Origin of the sequence: Brevibacterium iodinum ATCC 49514 (assembly GCF_900169265.1) — a bacterium.
Taxonomy (GTDB): Bacteria; Actinomycetota; Actinomycetes; order Actinomycetales; family Brevibacteriaceae; genus Brevibacterium; species Brevibacterium iodinum.
Genome location: NZ_FXYX01000003.1, coordinates 1 through 18,931, shown reverse-complemented (window position 1 = coordinate 18,931; position 18,931 = coordinate 1). Strand labels below are relative to the sequence as shown.

Genomic DNA, 18,931 nt, shown 5'->3' with positions numbered 1-18,931 from the left:
TTGCGGGACCGGGCTTTTCACTGCCCGAGACTCCCACCGGCTGTCTCGTGAGACTGCGAACCGGTTTCCTTGTGTCCACGATATGATGATTTCATCATGGCATTGAATCAGTCCCAGACGCCCCTGTACGAGGTCAAGGCGAACCTCTTCAAGGGCCTCGCTCACCCTTTTCGCATCCGCATCCTCGAACTCCTCTCCGGCAATGACGAGGTCAGTGTGGCCGAGCTGCAGAACGAGACCGGGCTCGAAACATCACACCTGTCTCAGCACCTCGCAGTCCTCCGCCGACACCGCCTCGTCGAGTCCGAACGCCGGGCCAGTCATGTCTACTACCGACTGGCCGACCGGCGCACCGCCGAACTGCTCGCGGTGGCCAGGGGTCTGCTGCTGAACATGCTCGAAGACGACGAGCAGCGCCTCGCCGAGGCCCGCTCCCTGCCCCGGATCCCCGGGACGGACACTGCATGAACGCCACGCCCCTGACTCGGCATGCGCGGTCGCTGCTGCCCTCTCCCGCCGATTACCGTGAGTCCCGGCGGTCCTGGCCGAAGGATCTGCTCGCCGGCGCCACCGTCGGCATCGTCGCCCTGCCCTTGGCATTGGGCTTCGGTGTCAGTTCGGGCCTGAGCGCCGAACAGGGCCTCATCACCGCGATCATCGCGGGTTTCCTCGCCGCCGTCTTCGGCGGTTCGCACCTGCAGGTCTCCGGCCCCACGGGAGCCATGGCGGTCGTGCTCGTGCCCATCGTCGCCAGCCACGGGGCCGATGCGGTCATCGCGGTCACCCTCGTCGCCGGCATCATCGTCGCTCTCGCCGGTCTGCTGCGGCTGGGCCGCAGCGTGTCGTTCATCCCGTGGCCGGTGATCGAAGGCTTCACCGTGGGCATCGCGGCCATCATCTTCCTTCAGCAGGTGCCGTTCGTGACGACTCCTGCCGATCTCGCTCCCGGTGAAGTGAGCACGAACGCCTTCGTCGCCGCGGTGCAGCTCGTGTCCTCGGCCGACTGGTCGTATCTGCCGTATTCCCTGACCGCCGTGGCGATCGTGGCCGTGTGCATGATCATCGCGCCGAAGATCCACCATGCGATCCCCGGTTCGCTCATCGGCATCATCGTCGTCACCGTCCTCGCCGGACTCGTCCCGAATCCCCTGGCGACGATCAGCGCCATCCCGCAGTCCCTGCCGGCCCCGAGCCTGCCGAGTTTCGACCTCACTGCCCTGCCCAGCCTGCTTCCGGCTGCCGGGACGATCGCTGCGCTGGCGGCGATCGAATCACTGCTCTCGGCTCGGGTCGCCTCGTCGATGTCGGATGCCGGTACGTACCAGCCCGACCGTGAACTCGTCGGTCAGGGCATCGCGTCGATCGGGTCATCGCTCTTCGGCGGCATCCCCGCCACCGGCGCCATCGCCCGCACCTCGGTGAACATCCGCGCGGGAGCACGCACCCGACTGGCCTCGATCGTCCATGCCTTCGTGCTGCTGCTCATCGTGCTCGTCGCCGCAGCCCCGGTCAGCCGGATCCCGCTCGCGGCCCTCGGCGGCGTCCTCTTCGTCACCGCAGTGCGGATGATCAATGTCGGCACGATGCGATCGATCCTGGCCTCGACGAAGTCCGATGCCGCAGGATTCGTCATCACCGCGCTCATCACGGTCTCCTTCGACCTCATCGTGGCTGTGGGAATCGGTGTCATCGTGGCCGCATACTTCGCCCTGCGCAAGCTCTCAGCGACGACGACCGTGGGCATCGAGCGCCTCTCCGAGTCCGACGATGCCCGGGCCGGCGATGAGTCGATTGCGGTCGTCGCCTTCCGGGGACCGCTGTTCTTCGCCTCCGCCGATCGGATCTTCGATGAGGTCATGGCCCTCGACGGCGTGAGCGTGGTCGTGCTGCGGATGTCTCAGCTCGAACTCGTCGACGCCACCGGCGCCCATATCCTCGCCGATATCGTCACAGGGTTCGAACGCCGTGGAAAGACGGTGCTCATCAAGGGCGTCAAGGACGGGCATGCGGGCCTGTTTCGGCAGGTCGGGGTGCTGCGAGCCCTGCGTCACCAAGCGCATCTCTTCGACGATCTGCCCTCGGCGATCGCCCATGCCCGCTCCCATGTGGAGCGGGCGCGGGCGCAGAGTTAGCCGGCCTTCTTCTCCGGTCGCGCGAAGATGTTCGCGGGGAACGCCCCGGATTGGGCGATGACCTTGATGATGGTGCGGCTCGGTGAGAGCAGCGCTTCGATCTGATCATCATCGAGCACGGACCAGGCAGCGGTCACGGTGCCGTCGGTGAGCTGCTCGACCTGCTCCTTGAGCTCACGTCCCGCCTCGGTGATGACGGGCAGGTCAAAGCCGCGATCGTCGGTCTCCACGGTGATAAGCCCCGCCTCGGCGAGCTTGGTGCGGTCTGCCATTCCTCATCGGTGTAGCCGCGGGTCTTCTGCGCCGCTCGCGGACGGAATCCGGCGCCGGTCGCGACATCGAGCATGAGCGCGTCGATGCCGGGAACACCGGCGGTCACCAGCGAGGCGACGTGACCGTCGCCGCGGAACTCGCGCGCCACGGTCGCCACATCCCACAGCGCCTCGAACGCGGTGCTCGGCTCGTGAGCGCCGATGACATCGGCGGTGGCCGCCGACAGTGTGCGCCCGGCGAAGTCCATGGCCGCGAGCACGGGGGCGAGCGCCTCCGACAGCTGCGTGGCCGCCTCGGTGAGCAGGGCGATGTCATCACGGTCGCCGAAGAGCTCGGCCATGAACGCACTCACCGCGTCGAAGCGGGCCCGGACCATCTGCTCCGGAGTGACAGTGTCCCACAGGCGGGGAAGCATCTCGGCGACGAAATTCGGGGAGTAGTTGTAATAGGCTGCGCTGACGACTCCGGGGTTCACCCGGCCCAGCGGTGCGGAGCGGGCGGCCATATTGCCTTCGACGCCGGGTTCGAGTCCCTGCTTCGCGTAGACGGCGCCGACGGTCTGCGAGAAGTAGATCGACGAGTGGAATGAGTTGATTCGGGCGGAGACCGCTCGGATGTTCGGTGTGCGCTGGGATTCCATAGCGTCATCCTAGGGTGGGCGACGGCCCAGGTAAATGGGTGTCAGCGGGCCGCCTCGGTGCGGGAATTTAGCGCAGACGGATGCGACGTAAATCGCTGCACCACCGGTGCGAGCGGAGTCGTTCCGCATCGGTTCGGCACCCGGCCGCGCCGCGACAGCGCAGGTGTTTGCGCTGTCGCGGCGCGGTGCTACGGTCAGAGCACGGAGTGACAAGGACCGTTTCCGACCTCGCTCGGTCGGAGTGCGATCCTGGCTGCTGCAACCGCATATCGTCCGGCTTGGAGGTCAGATGAGGATCGCACTGTTCGCCACCTGCATCGTCGATGCGATGTATCCCGAGGTTGCACAGGCAACCGTGCGGGTACTGCGCCGCCTCGGCCACGAAGTGATCTTTCCCGAAGGCCAGTCCTGCTGCGGGCAGATGCACATCAACTCCGGCAAGTTCGCGCAGGCCGAACCGGTCATCGCCAACCACGTCCGTGCCTTCACCGACACCGAATGGGACGTCGCGGTCGCCCCCTCCGCCTCCTGCGTGGCCTCCCTGGGCCACCAGCAGCCGATGGTCGCGAGAAGGATGGGCAACGACGCCCTGGCCTCGGAAGCCGCCGACGTGGCCGACCGCACCTATGAGCTCACCCAGTTCCTCACCGACGTCGAGGGCGTCACGGATGCCGCGGCCGACCTCGGTTCGTACTTCCCGCACCGCGTGACCTACCACCCCTCGTGTCACGGAATGCGGCTGCTGCGCCTCGGCGACCGGCAGTCCTCCCTCGTCCGGTCCGTCGAGGGCATCGACTTCGTCGAATTGCCCCTGGCCGATTCGTGCTGCGGGTTCGGCGGCACCTTCTCCGTGAAGAACCCCGAAGTGTCCTCGGCGATGCTCGCGGACAAGGTGCGCACCATCCAGGCCACGAACGCCGACGTCTGCACCGGCGGCGACGCCTCCTGCCTGCTGCACATCGGCGGCGGGATCTCCCGCTTCGAACGCACCGGCAGCTTCGACGGTGCCCCGGACGTCACCGCCGTCCACGTCAAGGAGACGAGCTCGACCGATGCTCAAGGACACACGACTGAGAAGCTGACGACCGTCGTCGGCGCCGACGACGACCACCACCTGACGCCCGGCGAACAGGGTACCTCACCGGTGGAGCCGAGCCGATCCCAATCCGGGTTCCGCGTCGGTCAGGCCGCGGTGCATCTGGCCCGGATCCTCGCCTCGACGAAGGAGGACCCGCTGCGGGTGCCGGGTGAAGGAGCCGAAGTGAGTGGAGGGAGCCTGCGATGACGTTTCTGGGAATGCCGCTGCTGCCGTCGAAGCGACGCAGCGACCTGCCGGGCGGGCAGGGCAATATCATCGAAGCCGAAGTCTTCCCGGAGGCTTCGCATCAGCACCTGTCGAATCAGCAGCTGCGCAACAACATCGGTCATGCGACCTCGACGATCCGGGAGAAGCGCGCCGAGGTGGTCTCCGAACTCGACGACTGGGAGGCCCTCCGCGATGCTGGTGAGGCCACGAAGAACGAGGTGATGGAGAATCTGCCCGAGTACCTCGCGCAGTTCGAAGAGGCGTTCACCGCCGCCGGCGGCGTCATCCACTGGGCCCGGGACGCCGATGAGGCCAACGCCATCGTCACCGAGCTCGTCGAGGACAATGCTCCGGTGCTCGAGTCCGGTCGCCGGGAGGTCATCAAGGTCAAGTCGATGGCCACGCAGGAGATCGGCCTCAACGAACACCTGGAGACGCAGGGCATCGACGCTTTCGAAACCGACCTGGCAGAGCTCATCGTCCAGCTCGGTGAGGACAAGCCCAGCCACATCCTCGTCCCCGCCATCCACCGCAACCGGGATGAGATCCGTGAGATCTTCATGGACAAGATGCCCGATGCCGGTGAGCTGACGAACGAACCGGCGGTGCTGGCCGAGGCGGCGCGCAAACATCTGCGCCACAAGTTCCTCACCACGAAGGTCGCGATCTCCGGAGCGAACTTCGGCATCGCGGAGACCGGCACCCTCGGCGTTGTCGAATCCGAGGGCAACGGCCGCATGTGCCTGACCCTGCCGGAGACGCTCATCACAGTCATGGGCATCGAGAAGCTGCTGCCGAAGTTCGCCGATCTCGAAGTGTTCATGCAGCTGCTGCCGCGGTCGTCCACGGGTGAGCGGATGAACCCCTACACCTCGTTCTGGACCGGCCGATCCGAAGGCGACGGGCCGCAGAACGTCCACCTCGTCCTCCTCGACAACGGCCGCACCCGGGCACTTGCCGATGAGCACGGGCGCACCGCACTCAACTGCATCCGCTGCTCGGCATGCATGAACGTGTGCCCCGTCTACGAACGCACCGGTGGGCACGCCTACGGGTCGACCTACCCGGGACCGATCGGCGCGATCCTCTCCCCGCTGCTCACCGGCGTCGAAGAGCAGGGCAACGGTTCCCTGCCGTACGCCTCCAGCCTGTGCGGAGCCTGCTACGACGTGTGCCCGGTGAAGATCAATATCCCTGATATCCTCGTCCACCTGCGCAACGAGGATGTCAAAGCCAACCACTCCCCCGTGTCGTCCCAGCTCGATGCCGCCCTCACCGGGGCGTCATGGATGATGGGAGACGGCAAGCGGATGACCGCAGCCGAGAAGGGTCTGCCCCTGGCGCACAAGGTCACCGGCGGTGAGCAGATCAACTCTCTGCCGGGAATCGCTGGCGCCTGGACGTCGAGCCGTGACATCCCGGCCCTGCCGGAGAAGAGCTTCCGGCAGCAGTGGGCCGAAGAGGAAGCGGATCGCCGCGAAGAGGAAGACGAGAAATGACCGACACCGCCCGCGAGGAGATCCTCGCCCGCATCAATGAGGCTCTCGGTCGCCGCGGCGGCGGAGAGTACGTGTCCTCGACGCCGGGCAGCTCCGCACCCGCAAACGGTGCAGGGGCAGCGAACGGTGCTGACACCGCTTCGGCGGAGGTTACCGCCACCGCCGCCGATTCCGGATACCACCACGAGGGCACGCACACGGGCGAGGACCTCGTCGAGCTCCTCATCGACCGCCTCGTCGACTACAAGGCCAACGTCCACCGGGCCTCCGGCGATCCCAGCGAGACGATCGCACAGCTGATCGGGGCGCATGGTTCGGTCGTCGTGCCCACCGGCCTCGACTCCTCCTGGCTGGCCGGTTTCTCCGGCGGGATCCGCGTCGATGCCCCGGGTGAGGAACTCAGCGTCGACGATCTCGACGCTCAGGGTGGAGTAGTGACCGCCTCGGCGGTGGCGATCGCGCAGACGGGCACCATCGTCCTCGACGGATCAGATGAGTGCGGACGCCGGGCGATCACCCTTGTGCCCGACCACCATGTGTGCGTCGTACGCACCCGCGACATCGTCGACATCGTGCCCGAAGGGATCGCCCGCCTCGACGCCCACGCGCCTCTGACCTTCATCTCCGGCCCGTCGGCGACGAGCGACATCGAACTCAGCAGGGTCGAGGGAGTGCACGGTCCGCGCACCCTCGACGTCATCATCCTCAGCGACTGATGACCACGGCCAGGACCCTCGAATACCCTCAGCCTGACAACGGTCGACCGCCGCGGCGGCGCCGGAGGACGACGTTCATCGTCTCTGCGATCGTCATCGTCCTCACCCTCATCATCGGAGCGATCGCGGCCGATCGGATCGTCGACTATACGACCGAGCAGCGCATCGCGCAGGGCCTGACGGACTACGGTGAGGCCGACGTCTCGGTCGAAGGCTTCCCCGTGCTCACCCAGATGGCCGCCGGAACGCTGAATGAAGTGCATATCACCGCTGATGAGGCGACCTATGAGGGAGTCGACTTCACCGACGTCGACGCGAAGCTCTTCGACCTCCCGACCGACACGACGCATCCCATCGGCACTGTCGATGCCACCGCGGTCCTCCCCCACTCCACTCTCGACGAGCGCGCCGCCGAGCACGCGAACCTGCCGGAGGGGATGACGTTCACGACCGTCGACGGCGGGCTCTTCCTCAAAGGCCCGATGCTCGGCCAGGATCTGCTCATCGGCATCGACCCGAAGGCCGAAGGCAGGCGGGCCGTCGTCGATGCATCGACGATCCGCCTCGGCTCGGCGGAGATCTCCGTCGAGCGTCTGCCCGGGTTCCTCACCTCGGCGATCTCCGATATCGTCATCGATCTCGACTTCCTGCCTGCCGGACTCGAACTCACCGATATCACCGCCACCGAGGCGGGGCTCAAGGTCCGCCTCCACGGATCCGGGGTCACGCTGGAGTAGACGGACAGGGCCGCCTCGGCGATCGGTCGGTGTCCCCTCTCGGGTAATGTTCCGGACGTGACGACTCCCATCCCCGCCGAAACGACCGACGACGCCCGAAGGTACCGCCCCGATCCCTCAGTGCTCACGGCACTGACCTCGCCGAGGCTGCTCACCCGAGAGGTCCTCGCCGGCCTCGTCGTCGGGCTGGCCCTCATTCCAGAAGCGATCGCGTTCTCGATCATCGCCGGGGTCGACCCGAAGGTGGGCCTGTTCTCCGCCTTCATCATGGCCACCTCGATCGCCTTCCTCGGCGGCCGTCCGGCCATGATCTCCGCGGCGACCGGCGCGGTGGCCCTTGTCATCGCTCCGGTGGCCCGCGAACACGGGATGGACATGTTCATCGCCACCGTCATGCTCGCCGGTGTGTTCCAGATCCTGCTCGCCGTCTTCGGGGTTGCGAAGCTCATCCGCTTCATCCCCCGCAGCGTGATGGTCGGCTTCGTCAACGCCCTGTCCATCCTCGTCTTCGCAGCCCAAGTTCCCCATATCATCGGGGTCCCCTGGATGGTCTACCCGCTGCTGGCCATCGGCATCGCAGTCCTCGTGTTCATGCCGAAGCTGACAAAGGTCGTGCCGGCACCGCTGGTCACGATCGTGCTCATCACCGGCATCGCCGTCGTCTTCGCCATCGACGTTCCCACCGTCAGCGACCAGGGCGAACTGCCGCGCAGCCTGCCCGAGCTCTTCATCCCCCATGTTCCGCTGACCTGGCAGACCCTTTCGACGATCGCCCCGTATTCGCTGGCAATGGCGCTGGTCGGGCTGATGGAGTCGCTGATGACGGCGAAGCTCGTCGACGAGATCACCGACACCCACTCGAACAAGACCCGCGAGTCCTGGGGGCAGGGGGCCGCGAACATGCTCTCGGGCCTCTTCGGCGGGATGGGCGGCTGCGCGATGATCGGGCAGACGATGATCAACGTCCGCGCCTCCGGGGCGAGGACCCGGATCTCGACATTCATGGCCGGAGCATTCCTGCTCGTCCTCGTCGTCGTCCTCGGCGACATCGTGGGCATGATCCCGATGGTCGCGCTCGCTGCGATCATGATGATGGTCTGCATCGACACCTTCGAGTGGCATTCGATCCGGATCTCGACGCTGCGCACGCTGCCGAAGTCCGAGACCTTCGTCATGATCGCCACCGTCGCGGTCGTCGTCGCCACCGGCAACCTCGCCATCGGAGTCGTCGTCGGCGTGTTCGTGGCCAGCGTGCTCTTCGTCCGCCGCGTCGCCCACTTCGTCACCGTCGAACGCACGATCGTCCCGCTCGATCCGGACGAGGCCGGGACCGCTGCGGACGGGGCCGGCGCCGATCCCACCGACACCGAGGCGGTCGCCCACTATGTTGTCCGCGGCGAGCTCTTCTTCGCTTCCTCGAACGACCTGACCACGCAGTTCCACTACACCCATGATCCGGGTCGGGTCGTCATCGACATGACCGAATCGCACGTCTGGGACGCCTCGACCGTGGCCGCTCTCGACGCGATCGTGACGAAGTACGAAGCGCTGGGCACCAAGGTCGAACTCCGCGGCATGAATGAGTACACCGAGGCGCTCCACGCTCGACTGTCCGGCGGGCTGGGGTAGCAGTCCGGTGGGCTGGGGTAGCGTCCGGTCTGCGGTGGCAGAGCCCAGCCGGTTTGGGGCAGCCGTACTCAGTTCCCCCGATAAGTGGGGCCAGATTGCCAGTTTCGTCACAGACTGCCCCACTAGGCTTCGAGGCGTCCCCAGTTCAATCCCCGCGATCAGCATCGACAGAGCATTCGACCGACACGAAGGACCGTGCCATGGCATTCGACAAGTTCCTCGACAAAGCCAAGAACCTCGCCAACGACCCCAAGGTCAAGGACAAGCTCAATTCGGAGAAGGCCGAGAAGGTCACCGATTCGATCCTCGACAAAGCGGCAGGCGTCGCAGAGTCGCTGACCGGCGGCAAGCACTCGGACAAGATCAAGAAGGCCCGTGATGCCGCCGACAACGCGATCGGTTCGGACCGTGGCCAGACCGGTGGAACGACCCGCGGCGACGATGTTCCCAGAAATGATGTCCGCGGAGACGAAGTCCGCAGAGATGATCGCGGCGACGGTGGTTTCGGCAGCGACAACGGATCTGCCGGAAATCGCTGATCACGGACCTTCTGCTTGATCTCATCGAGCCCCTGCCGACCGCGGCAGGGGCTCGGTTCGTTTCGACGGTACGTCCGGGCCGGCGGCACGGACTCAGGAATCGATCTCCGGGGTCGGCAGGGACTTCGGGTCGACGTCGATCGTGATCCGCACTGCGTCGATGACGGTGTGATCGTGCAGAAGATCCTCTCCCGATACCGTCCAGCCGTCTCCCTTCTTCTCCCCGCACGGCTCGCCGTACGGGGAGAAGACCTCACAGTCGACGGCAGTGATCGGTGCCGCGGACTCGATGACGAGGTCTCCGCGATCCAACGGGCGGAAGTACACGACGACGCCACGGTCCTCGTCTCCGTACACGTTCGCTGCCGGCATCGCTGCCCCGGCAACCTCGTAGTCGAGGACTCCTCGGTGCGATCCGCCAGCGAGCTCATCCGTGGAGAAGCCGATATCGACCGAATGCATCTCTGACTCGATGGTCGCATCGGCAGGGGTCGAATCGATGGTCCCCTGCGGATTCGAATAGTGCGCACGCAGATACGGCGGCAACAGGGAATCGGTATCGGGCAGGCGGAACCCGTCATGGATATCGCCGCCGAACGACCAGGTGGTCTCCAGCGCCAAGTCGACCTCTGTGGCCATCTGCACCGAGTAGCTGCCATCGTCTGCGATGTCGAGCGTGTGAGTTGTGGTCTTGCCACGCAGCGGATTAGGCGCGGCATCGACCGCCTGCGACAATGGAACAGCCGTTGCGAAAGTCGCGGTCACGGCGAGCGCTGCCGCTGTGGCGACTAAGCGGCGGGCTCTGAGCCCTCGCTGAACGATTCTCATCACGGCCTCTCATAGGAGGTTGTCGGAGTGACGGTCGTTCCGCTCGGCGGGCTGAACGCGAAGACTTTGCGGCTGTCCGTATACGATTTCCGCCAGACCACTTCTGTGCTGTCATCGTTAGTCGACGTCGTCCCTAACGCGCAGGCATCGCCGAGTTCGAAGTCGACGTTGTCGGCCGGACAGTGCACCGGCCCGTCGGTGTCGATGCGCAGAACATTCCGTTCCAAGGCCGCATAGCTGTTGCCGATGCTCGGCACGGGAATGGCGAAGAACTCTTCACCAGCCACGGTCAGAAACACATTGTCGAAGACATACTCCAGCTCAATGACATGACGACCTTCGCTCCACTGCCCTGCTTCTCCGTCCGAATCCTTTGGTGAGAACGAGAAGTGCGCCTCTGGATAGTCGAAGCCCGGTTCCTTCTCCTCTTCGACGGCGATGTCCAACTCCCCCAGAGTCTTCGGCGAGGCCTGCGTCGAATCGGCAGAAGTGCTCAGCTCGACAGCACTCAACGACGAGATCTTCGGCAGCATCGACATCCGCTTTCCGGTCTGTGGGTTCTTCCCCAGTCCGGCAGTGGTGATCCACAGTCTCACTGACCCGTTGCCCACTTGTCCCTCATCAGCGGGCGGGGTTTCGATGATGAGCCTTTGGCGGATCTGCACGGTCCCATCGGTGCGCGGGGCCACCTCGGTGACGGTTTCCTGCGGGGTCAGCGCATGCTCCGACAGCCTCTCTGGAACCGGTCCGGGCTGGGAATATCGCAGCACCAGCACGGTCACGATCACGCCGACGACGATGACGGCAACGGCGGTGAAGGCGATGCCGACGAGGAGGAACAGCTTGGGACGGGTCATGGTTCCAACCTATGGCTGAAACGCATGGCAGATGCCGCACACGAGGTGGCAGACCTGGAACAATCGCCGAGCTCCGTTAGCTCTGTCACTGACCATCGGCGCAACGTGGGCGAGTGTGTGAGAATGGCAGTCTGCGTCAAGCCACGCTGTGCCGACCGACCCCAACTGCCACAGGAGGTGCCATGCGATCGCCCATTCCGGATTTCCTCGATGAGACGCTTGATCGTTTCCGTCCCGACCGGTCCGGTGAGAATGCGGACTACATCCCGGCTCTCGCTGCCGCCGATCCGGAGAAGCTCGCTATCTGCATCTCCACCCTCGACGGCATCGAATACACCTCCGGCGATGCCGAGCATGCGTTCTCCATCCAGTCGATGTCGAAGCCGTTCATCTACGGCCTCGCCCTCGAACAGGAGGGCCTGGCGGGAGTCTTCGAAAAGGTCGGCGTCGAACCCAGCGGGGAGAAGTTCAACGAGCTCTCCCTCGACAAGAAGTCGGGTCGGCCGCTCAACCCGATGATCAACGCCGGAGCGATGACCATCCACTCCATCCTCGGCGATCCGGGAGCGAGCCTGGCCGAACGCACCGAGATCGTCCGCTCCGGCCTCTCCCGCTTCGCCGGGCGGGAGCTGACCATCGACGAAGACGTCGCCGACGGCGAATGGCGTGAGGCCTACCGCAATGTCGCAATCGCGAACATGCTCCGGTCCTACGACATCTTCTACGACGACCCCGACGAGGTGGTCCGCGGCTACATCGAACAGTGCTCGATCCTCGTCACGGTCAAGGACCTCGCGATCATGGCCGCCACCCTGGCCGGAGGCGGCCTCAACCCGCTGACCGGCGAACAGGTGCTCTCCCCCAGGGTCAACCGGCATGTGCTCGCGGTCATGATGACCTGCGGCATGTACGACGCTGCGGGCGACTGGATGACGGAGATCGGGATGCCCGCAAAGAGCGGCGTCTCCGGCGGAGTTTTCGGAGTCATGCCCGGTCAGGTCGGCATTGCGACCCTCTCTCCGCGCCTGGACAGACACGGCACGAGCGTGCGCGGGGCCAAGATCTTCCGAGACCTCTCGGACCGGCTGAGCCTGCACATCATGGACGCCCCCGAACCGGCCCGTTCGATCATCCGCCGCGACCGCCGCTTCGTCGACGCGCAGGGCAAGATGGTGCGCATCTGCAGTCTGCAGGGACTCATCCAGTGGAGCGGGTCGGAGAACGTCCTGCGCGCGATGGACGAACCGGAATCGACCACCGACACCTTCGTCCTCGACCTGCGCCGAGTCAACGAGATCAATTCTGTGGCCCGGACCATGCTCACCGAGGCGCTGTCCCGCCTCGACGAAGAAGGCACCCGCGTCGTGCTCATGGATCCGGAGGACATCATGCAGTGCAAGGGACCGAACTCCGCACTGCCGGGCATCACGATCCTCGACTCGCTCAAGTCTGTCAAGGGACTCAAACGCGTCCGCGACGACCGCCGCCGGGAGATGGCCGAACGCGCCCGGTGAGGGTGGCATCGCAGGGCATTTGATAAGGTGAGCCTAACCGAATTCCTGCGCCGAGGCGGCTCCGCCGTCCGGACCCGGCCTCGAGCCCGCAGGGGTACCCCGCTTGAGAAAGGCTGTTGATGACGACCGCACCGAACACCCCCGAGCGCACTGCCCGACCTGCCCGCGCACAGGCGATCCTCACCGTCCTCGAGGTCACCGAGGTCACCCCGCACCTGGTGCGGATCCGCTTCGGCGGTGATGACACCTTCGACAACATCACCGTCAACGATGCGACCGACAAGTACGTCAAACTCCTCTTCGCCGACTCCGCCCACGGGCTCGTCCCGCCCTATGATCTCGACGAGCTGCGTGAGCAGGCTCCGGAGAAGCTGCCGAGTCGCCGCACCTACACGGTCCGTGAGATCGACGTCGACGAGAAGTGGCTGAGCATCGACTTCGTCATCCATGACGATGCCGGGATCGCCGGCCCCTGGGCGAAGAACGCCGCTCCCGGTGACAGGCTCGTGCTCTTCGGAGCCGGCGGCAAGTACGCTCCCGCCGCCGAGTCCGATTGGCACCTGTTCATCGCCGACCTGTCAGCGATTCCCGCAGTGAGCACGGCCCTCGAGGCGATGCCTGCCGATGCGCGCGGAGTCATCATCGCCCATGTCGCCGAGGCGGCCGACCGGGTTCTGCCCGAGATGCCTGCCGGCATCGAGGTGAAGTGGGTGGACTCGTATGACGAGCTCATCAGCAGCGTCCAGGAATTGGAGTGGCTTGCCGGCACCCCGCAGGTCTTCGCCCACGGCGAGCGCGAGGCGATCAAGTCGATCCGCAAGGTGCTCAAGGAACGCGAAGTGCCGCGCGAGGCACTGTCGATCTCGGCCTACTGGGCCGATGGCCGTGCCGAGGACCAGTTCCAGGCCGAGAAGCGCGAACCCATCGGCAAGATCGACTGAGTCGAGCGTCCGCCTCCGAGACACCCACATTCACCGACCGCTCATGCTGCCGTCGAACGCTCACCGCATAACGCGGTACAGCGACGGCACCATGAGCGGTCGGCGTTTGGTGTCAGCGGCGGCGGCGGCGCGTCAGCAGGAAGGCTGCGACCCCGATGGCGATGAGTCCGAGGGCGATGCCGCCGAGGATGAGGTACTGACCAAGGTCAGCGCCTGTGCGCGGCAGCGGGTCCCCATCGGAGTCCGCAGAGTCCTCGGAGCCTTCCGCAGAACCCTCGGCGTTCGCGGTGTCTTCGGCACCGTCGGCGGACTCATCGGGTCCGGACGACGCACTCGAACCGGCGGTTCCCGCGTCGGAGTCCAAGCCAGTGCCGTCGGCGTCGGAATCCGAGCCGGTGCCGGCTGAATCGGAACCGGTACCGCCGGCGTCCGATCCCGCGTTGGATTCGCTGCCCGCACCATCGGCGCCGGCCGCGGCGTCCGCACCGGCACCCGCATCCTCGTCAGACCCAGCGTTCTCGTCTCCGTCGTCTTCAGCGCCGTCATCTCCACCGCCGTCGGCCAGGTCCGCCACCGAATACAGGCTCGTGGTTCCTGAGACCTCATTGCCGACGACGAGCGCAGCCTCACCCGTCGGCGACTCATCGGCGCCGAGGAACGTAATGCCCTCCGGCCCGAGGTCTCCGGCGCCCGCGAGCAGCGCACCAGGATCCGAGACATCTCCGATCTCGTCCTCTACGGAGACAGAGAAGTCCCGATTGTTGAAGTAGGTCGCGAACTTCGGCGCGCTCGGGTCGCTGAGGTCGAAGGCGGCGATTCCGCCGATGCGCTCGAAGCCGACGAACGCGTAGGTCGTCTCCCCCACCTCGCCGATGGTCAGCGCCTCAGGCTCGGGGCCTTTGTCATCGCTGCGGCCTTCGAGGTTCGACTCGGAGTGGTTGGAGTTGAAGAATTCCGGCACCGCCTCGGCGGTCAGCTGTTCGAACTCATCCCCCGAATCGGCGACGAGCTTCCCATCCGTCGTCCACACGGAGAACGACCGGCCGCCGAAAGCCACGAGCTCCTCGTAGCAGTCCCCGGCCTCGTTCAGGCCCAGATCCGTGATGATGTTCAGTCGTCCGAGATCCTCATCGCCGATTTTGTCCGCCAGCGGCGAGGTCTCACAGACCGGGGCGAGGCCGTCCTCGCCGAGGTCCTTGACCCTGGCCGCATCGACGAAGTCGCCCCATTCGCGGGAGTCGCCCTCGTTCGCGGTCACCAGATAGTCGGTGCCACCCGAGGTGAACGTCGAGATCGTGTCGGGCATATACGCGCCCTTGAGACCTTCGTGTTCCGTGATGTTCACGGTCGGGGCATCCTTGGGATCGCGGTCCGAAGCATCAAGTCCGTTGCCCGCCTGACCATGGTCTTTCAATCCCAGCGGCAGGATCTCCTCCACCGTCGCCGAGGCGATGTCGACGACCGCGATCGCGTTCGCCTCCTGCAGGGTGGCGTAGGCCTTGTCACCAGCTACGGTGATGTATTCGGGTTCGAGGTTGCGCGAGATCGGCAGGTCATCTTCGGGTGTGGGTCCGAAGATCCGCACATCCTCCGGCAGCGTCTTCGCTCCCCCGTCCTCGAATTCGTGGAAGTCCGCGGTGTGCACATCCGAATCCGACGGCGCAGCCACCTCGGCGGGGAGGTCGATGACGGACACCGAACCTTCGGGATCGGTCGAGAAATCATCGGCCGGTTCGCCCTCGTTCGCGACCAGGGCATGGCTGCCGTCCGGAGTGACGGTCACCATATCTGGCAGGGACCCGACAGGAACCTCGCCGAGGATGTCCGCCTCGGGGTCGTTCGCGTCGAAGAACATCACGGTTCCGGGCTGCGTCTTGTCCTCGTCTTCGAGGGCGATGACGCCGAGGCCGTCCTCGCGGATGGAGATCGAGTTCGCCACCCCGGTGCCGGTGATCTCGGAGACCTTCTGCGGGTTGGTCGGGTCGGAGGCGTCGATGACGTCGACGGTGGCCGCCTGCGCGTTGACGGTGAAGACGGTATCGCCGTGGACGGCGGTGATCTCGGCGGCGGATTCGTCGAACTGTCCGGTCTCGTGGGAGCCGAGGAAGCCCATCTCGATCTGAGCGTCCGAGGCCGAGTAACTGATGGGATCGTCCACTTCCGCTGCGTAAGCGGTGCTCGTGCTCGGCGTCGTACCGCCGACGGTGAAACCGGTGGCCAACAGGAGAGCGGCCGCCGAGGCCGTGAGCGTCTTCGCGGACAGTGGGATCGTCATCGGTTCTCCGGGATCGATTGGGCGTCGCGGGCCGGCTGAACCCGCGTACACCTATTCATAGGCACCCGGAATGGACCGGCTCCGAACCGCAGATGGACGGATGGTGAACACACTCAGCGACCGCTTCAGTTAACGTCGACCGCTCACGCTATACAGTGAGCGCTCGGCGCTGAGGCGAACGGTCTGCGACGTCGCCAGGGAAAACTCAGCCGAGATCGAGGTTGTCGGCCACCTCGGCGACCTTGCGCTTCGCTGCCGCATCGAGGTCACGCACCGGCAGAGGCAAGGTGTCTGCACCCACGAGCCCGAGATGTTCGGCGATGGCGGCGGTCACGCGCAGGCTTCCGCCGAATTCGGTGAACAGATCCCACAGCGGCTGCAGCTCGGCCGAGAGTTCGCGGGCGAGCTGCGCATTGCCGAGTTCCGCGGCCCGGGTGATCTCGAGCATCGGCTCTGGGATGGTGCCGCCGACTGCCGTGTACCAGGCATCACAGCCGGCGATGAGGCCCTCGGCACCATGGGCATCGCCGGAGATGCCGATCGTCACCTCGCTGCCGATGGCCGCACGGATCTCGCCGATGCGCTCGTCCCATCCGGCGGGCGAGGCAGGTGCTCCGGGGATCTTGATCGAGGCCACACCGTCGAGCCCGGCCAGACGCGAGTAGAGCTCGGTGGTGAACGTGAAGTGCGTGGTGCCCGGATTGTCGTAGACGACGACAGGCAGGTCGGTGGACTCGGCGACCGTGCGGAAGAGTGCGAACACCTCGTCCTCGGTCAGCGGCTGATAGCTCACCGGTGCCAGCAGCAGTCCCTGCGCTCCGGCGGATTCGGCGGAGGCGACATTGTCCAGAACGTCTCTCGTCCGCAGCGCACCGACCCCGATGAAGACCGGGATGTCGAGAGCGGATTCGACGGCCACCTCGGACACCCGGGCACGCTCGTCGAGGTTGAGGTACGCGTACGAACCGGTCGAGCCCAACGCCGTGATCGAGTCGACTCCGGCGAGGACGAGACGTTCGATGAGTCCGATGAAGGCGTCCTCGTCGATGGCTTCGTCCTTCAACGGAGTGAGCGGGAAGGCGCTCAGTCCTGTGAACAGGGACGGGTCATATGTGGGGGCGTTCATCGTCGGGCCTCCTGGGGTTGCCGCTGTTGGGTCCGTGTGTGTTCAGTCTGTCAGGTCAGTCGAGTGCTGACAGATAGGTCTCAAACCGATCGAATTGCGGTTGCGCCGAGGCGACTTTCACGACCGCGGCGCCGACGGCATTGGCTGCCCGCAGCGCGCGTTCCGGTTCGAGTCCGCTGGTCAACCCCAGGGTCAAAGCAGCGCAGTAGGCGTCCCCGGCGCCGACGGTGCTCACGGGTTTCGCCGGGACTGCCTCGGCGAAGGCGATCTGCTCACCGCGGGCCAGCAGCGCTGATCCTTTCGCCCCATAAGTGACGGCCACGAGCTTCGCCGTCTGCAGCTGCGGCAACTGGGAGTGTTCGTACTCATTAACGATGATGAGATCGGCACGGTCGACTACCTCGGCGGGCAGAGGAAGTGCGGGGGCCGCATTGACGGCGAGGAACCCGGGCACGCGGGTCGCGAGTTCGCTGATGAGGTCAAGCGAGATCTCGAGCTGCGTGAGCACGGCTTCGTCCGCGCCGAATTCGATTCCGTCGAGACTGACTGAAGCATTCGCGCCTTCGCACACGGCGATCTGATTCTCACCGTCGGCGTCGACCATGATGAGCGCAGCCCCGGTCTCGGCGGCCACCTCGGCGATGTCGTCGGTGTTCACTCCGGCTGCGCGGAGGGCGTGCAGCATCGCCTGCCCGTCGGAGTCTGCACCGACCGCGCCGATCATGCGGGTCCGGGCGCCGAGGCGGGCGGCAGCGGCGGCCTGGTTCGCGCCCTTTCCGCCGGGCGATCGGCTGAGACGGCCGCCTCCCACGGTTTCGCCGGCGGCGGGAAGACGGGTGGTGGTGGCGGTGAGATCGGCGTTGATGCTGCCGACGACCGTCAGGGAGCAGTCGATGGTCATGGCTCCATTATCGACGATCGGCTGCCGAACTATCGACGATCGGCTGCCGAACTATCGACGATCGGACACCGACAGCGGAAGAGCGGACAGGACGATGCCGAGGGGGCCGCTAGTCGACGTGCTCGACCGTGAGAGAGTCGCGGATGTCGAGAACCACCTGCGGGAACTCTTCTTCAGCAGGAGAGGTCTTGATCGCGATTGACAGCTGAGTCCCGTCCACGTCCAGAAGTCGATGCTGTTCCCGCGTGTGGTAGGTATCGAAGTCGTCGATGTACTCAAACCCGGGCGCATCGTAGCCGCCGATTGAGATGGTCTCGAGAGTGTCATAATCCAAGTAGTTGGTTCCGAATACTTCGCACTTCTTCGACGACAGGTTCTCGGGTGTGCACTTGTGCGGCCACCCATCGCGCACCTCGACCTGGAACCACTCATCTTCGCTGACTTCATTGGACGTGTACATGATCACGCCCCTCTTGACCCTGTCTCCCGGACCCCAGGAGTACCACGATTCTGGGGCCGTGATCGTCACTTCGGCAGTGCCGTCCTGGTTGGCTGCAGTGAGCTTCTCCGTCAGCGCCTCCGACGAATCAGCCCCTCCTTCTTTGGAGCCGTTGCCGTCGGTGGCGGAATTGCCGGGGTCGGAAGCTTCGCTGGCGTCGTCTGAAGTGCCGGGGTCGTTCGCGCCGCATCCGGTCAGCGGCAGCAGCAGGCGGCAATCACGAGAGAAGTAGTTTTTCGCACGAGCGGACCCTATCAAGGATCCGACGTCCACACGAATGCAGTGGACCGCCGGGGCACGCCGGCTTGTGACAAACAGAGGATTCGAGCCCACAACGGCGCCCGACAAAACAAAAACGCCCCACGATCCCTGATTTCTCAGGGATCGCGGGGGGGACTGATGCAAAGAAAGGTGACAGTTTGAGTGTCAAGCTGCGAGAGCAGCTGGCTCTATGATTGCTTCGTACTCTACTGGTGTCAATCGACCCAACCGGGCTTGTCGGCGACGTCGGTGATATGT

16 protein-coding genes and 1 pseudogene are annotated in these 18,931 nt (G+C 65.4%); 10 read left to right on the top strand and 7 right to left on the bottom strand.

The features are described from left to right. The first annotated feature begins 96 nt into the window (after positions 1 to 96). Both BI49514_RS03900 and BI49514_RS03895 read left to right on the top strand, forming a co-directional pair. Complete coding sequence (locus BI49514_RS03900; protein ID WP_101544459.1) at positions 97 to 468, top strand: ArsR/SmtB family transcription factor; 372 nt, start codon at positions 97 to 99, stop codon at positions 466 to 468. Next, positions 465 to 2,132, top strand: coding sequence for a SulP family inorganic anion transporter (locus tag BI49514_RS03895; RefSeq protein WP_101544457.1), 1,668 nt, complete (start codon positions 465 to 467; stop codon positions 2,130 to 2,132). Before BI49514_RS03900 ends, BI49514_RS03895 begins: the two co-directional genes overlap by 4 nt. Here BI49514_RS03895 and BI49514_RS03890 read toward each other — a convergent pair. After that, a pseudogene (locus tag BI49514_RS03890) lies at positions 2,129 to 3,045 on the bottom strand (SCO6745 family protein). The gene BI49514_RS03895 and the pseudogene BI49514_RS03890 sit on opposite strands and share 4 nt — an antisense overlap. A 289-nt stretch (positions 3,046 to 3,334) precedes the next feature. On the opposite strand from BI49514_RS03890, the gene BI49514_RS03885 reads away from it, so the two are divergent. The 6 genes from BI49514_RS03885 (at position 3,335) to BI49514_RS03860 (ending at position 9,471) form a co-directional block, all read left to right on the top strand. Continuing rightward, positions 3,335 to 4,330 (top strand): (Fe-S)-binding protein, encoded by a 996-nt coding sequence (locus tag BI49514_RS03885; RefSeq protein WP_101544668.1) that lies wholly within the window; start codon positions 3,335 to 3,337, stop codon positions 4,328 to 4,330. Further along, a complete protein-coding gene (locus BI49514_RS03880; RefSeq protein WP_244195162.1) occupies positions 4,327 to 5,850 on the top strand; it encodes a lactate utilization protein B in 1,524 nt (507 codons plus the stop codon). Before BI49514_RS03885 ends, BI49514_RS03880 begins: the two co-directional genes overlap by 4 nt. Continuing rightward, entirely contained in the window at positions 5,847 to 6,566 is a 720-nt protein-coding gene (locus BI49514_RS03875; protein WP_101544455.1) for a LutC/YkgG family protein, read from the top strand. Before BI49514_RS03880 ends, BI49514_RS03875 begins: the two co-directional genes overlap by 4 nt. Further along, positions 6,566 to 7,303, top strand: a complete 738-nt coding sequence (locus tag BI49514_RS03870) for an LmeA family phospholipid-binding protein (protein ID WP_101544453.1) — start codon at positions 6,566 to 6,568, stop codon at positions 7,301 to 7,303. The genes BI49514_RS03875 and BI49514_RS03870 overlap by 1 nt, the downstream gene beginning before the upstream one ends. A 69-nt stretch (positions 7,304 to 7,372) precedes the next feature. Further along, positions 7,373 to 8,932 (top strand): SulP family inorganic anion transporter, encoded by a 1,560-nt coding sequence (locus BI49514_RS03865; protein WP_208635011.1) that lies wholly within the window; start codon positions 7,373 to 7,375, stop codon positions 8,930 to 8,932. Between the two features lie 200 nt (positions 8,933 to 9,132). Beyond that, the gene (locus BI49514_RS03860; RefSeq protein WP_101544449.1) at positions 9,133 to 9,471 is read left to right on the top strand and encodes an antitoxin; all 339 of its coding nucleotides are present in this window, start codon (positions 9,133 to 9,135) and stop codon (positions 9,469 to 9,471) included. A 93-nt stretch (positions 9,472 to 9,564) separates the two neighbouring features. On the opposite strand, the gene BI49514_RS03855 is transcribed toward BI49514_RS03860, so the two are convergent. After that, a complete protein-coding gene (locus BI49514_RS03855; protein WP_115614078.1) occupies positions 9,565 to 10,299 on the bottom strand; it encodes a hypothetical protein in 735 nt (244 codons plus the stop codon). Beyond that, positions 10,299 to 11,156: a hypothetical protein gene (locus tag BI49514_RS03850; RefSeq protein WP_101544446.1), complete on the bottom strand. Its 858-nt coding sequence runs from the start codon at positions 11,154 to 11,156 to the stop codon at positions 10,299 to 10,301. The genes BI49514_RS03855 and BI49514_RS03850 overlap by 1 nt, the downstream gene beginning before the upstream one ends. Positions 11,157 to 11,338: 182 nt before the next feature. Between BI49514_RS03850 and BI49514_RS03845 the strand changes: the two genes are divergently transcribed. Beyond that, positions 11,339 to 12,670, top strand: a complete 1,332-nt coding sequence (locus tag BI49514_RS03845; protein ID WP_101544444.1) for a glutaminase — start codon at positions 11,339 to 11,341, stop codon at positions 12,668 to 12,670. 119 nt (positions 12,671 to 12,789) lie between these two features. Further along, positions 12,790 to 13,611 (top strand): siderophore-interacting protein, encoded by an 822-nt coding sequence (locus BI49514_RS03840; protein WP_101544442.1) that lies wholly within the window; start codon positions 12,790 to 12,792, stop codon positions 13,609 to 13,611. Between the two features lie 112 nt (positions 13,612 to 13,723). Here the strand turns inward: BI49514_RS03840 and BI49514_RS03835 are convergent, their stop codons facing one another. From BI49514_RS03835 to BI49514_RS03820, 4 genes are all read right to left on the bottom strand, one after another. Continuing rightward, the gene (locus BI49514_RS03835) at positions 13,724 to 15,886 is read right to left on the bottom strand and encodes a choice-of-anchor I family protein (protein ID WP_115614079.1); all 2,163 of its coding nucleotides are present in this window, start codon (positions 15,884 to 15,886) and stop codon (positions 13,724 to 13,726) included. A 205-nt stretch (positions 15,887 to 16,091) separates the two neighbouring features. After that, positions 16,092 to 17,012 carry a dihydrodipicolinate synthase family protein gene (locus BI49514_RS03830; RefSeq protein WP_101544441.1) on the bottom strand — a complete coding sequence of 307 codons (921 nt, stop codon included), beginning with the start codon at positions 17,010 to 17,012 and terminating at the stop codon, positions 16,092 to 16,094. Positions 17,013 to 17,067: 55 nt separating this feature from the next. Further along, positions 17,068 to 17,913 (bottom strand): ribokinase, encoded by an 846-nt coding sequence (locus BI49514_RS03825; RefSeq protein ID WP_101544439.1) that lies wholly within the window; start codon positions 17,911 to 17,913, stop codon positions 17,068 to 17,070. A gap of 109 nt (positions 17,914 to 18,022) precedes the next feature. Continuing rightward, positions 18,023 to 18,685 carry a hypothetical protein gene (locus tag BI49514_RS03820; protein ID WP_145996178.1) on the bottom strand — a complete coding sequence of 221 codons (663 nt, stop codon included), beginning with the start codon at positions 18,683 to 18,685 and terminating at the stop codon, positions 18,023 to 18,025. Positions 18,686 to 18,931: the final 246 nt, after the last annotated feature.

Coding starts and splice junctions, on each gene's coding strand:
- BI49514_RS03900 (WP_101544459.1), top strand. CDS start 97: ATGGCATTGAATCAGTCCCAGACGCCCCTGTACGAGGTCAAGGCGAAC.
- BI49514_RS03895 (WP_101544457.1), top strand. CDS start 465: ATGAACGCCACGCCCCTGACTCGGCATGCGCGGTCGCTGCTGCCCTCT.
- BI49514_RS03885 (WP_101544668.1), top strand. CDS start 3,335: ATGAGGATCGCACTGTTCGCCACCTGCATCGTCGATGCGATGTATCCC.
- BI49514_RS03880 (WP_244195162.1), top strand. CDS start 4,327: ATGACGTTTCTGGGAATGCCGCTGCTGCCGTCGAAGCGACGCAGCGAC.
- BI49514_RS03875 (WP_101544455.1), top strand. CDS start 5,847: ATGACCGACACCGCCCGCGAGGAGATCCTCGCCCGCATCAATGAGGCT.
- BI49514_RS03870 (WP_101544453.1), top strand. CDS start 6,566: ATGACCACGGCCAGGACCCTCGAATACCCTCAGCCTGACAACGGTCGA.
- BI49514_RS03860 (WP_101544449.1), top strand. CDS start 9,133: ATGGCATTCGACAAGTTCCTCGACAAAGCCAAGAACCTCGCCAACGAC.
- BI49514_RS03855 (WP_115614078.1), bottom strand. CDS start 10,299: ATGAGAATCGTTCAGCGAGGGCTCAGAGCCCGCCGCTTAGTCGCCACA.
- BI49514_RS03850 (WP_101544446.1), bottom strand. CDS start 11,156: ATGACCCGTCCCAAGCTGTTCCTCCTCGTCGGCATCGCCTTCACCGCC.
- BI49514_RS03845 (WP_101544444.1), top strand. CDS start 11,339: ATGCGATCGCCCATTCCGGATTTCCTCGATGAGACGCTTGATCGTTTC.
- BI49514_RS03840 (WP_101544442.1), top strand. CDS start 12,790: ATGACGACCGCACCGAACACCCCCGAGCGCACTGCCCGACCTGCCCGC.
- BI49514_RS03835 (WP_115614079.1), bottom strand. CDS start 15,886: ATGACGATCCCACTGTCCGCGAAGACGCTCACGGCCTCGGCGGCCGCT.
- BI49514_RS03830 (WP_101544441.1), bottom strand. CDS start 17,012: ATGAACGCCCCCACATATGACCCGTCCCTGTTCACAGGACTGAGCGCC.
- BI49514_RS03825 (WP_101544439.1), bottom strand. CDS start 17,913: ATGACCATCGACTGCTCCCTGACGGTCGTCGGCAGCATCAACGCCGAT.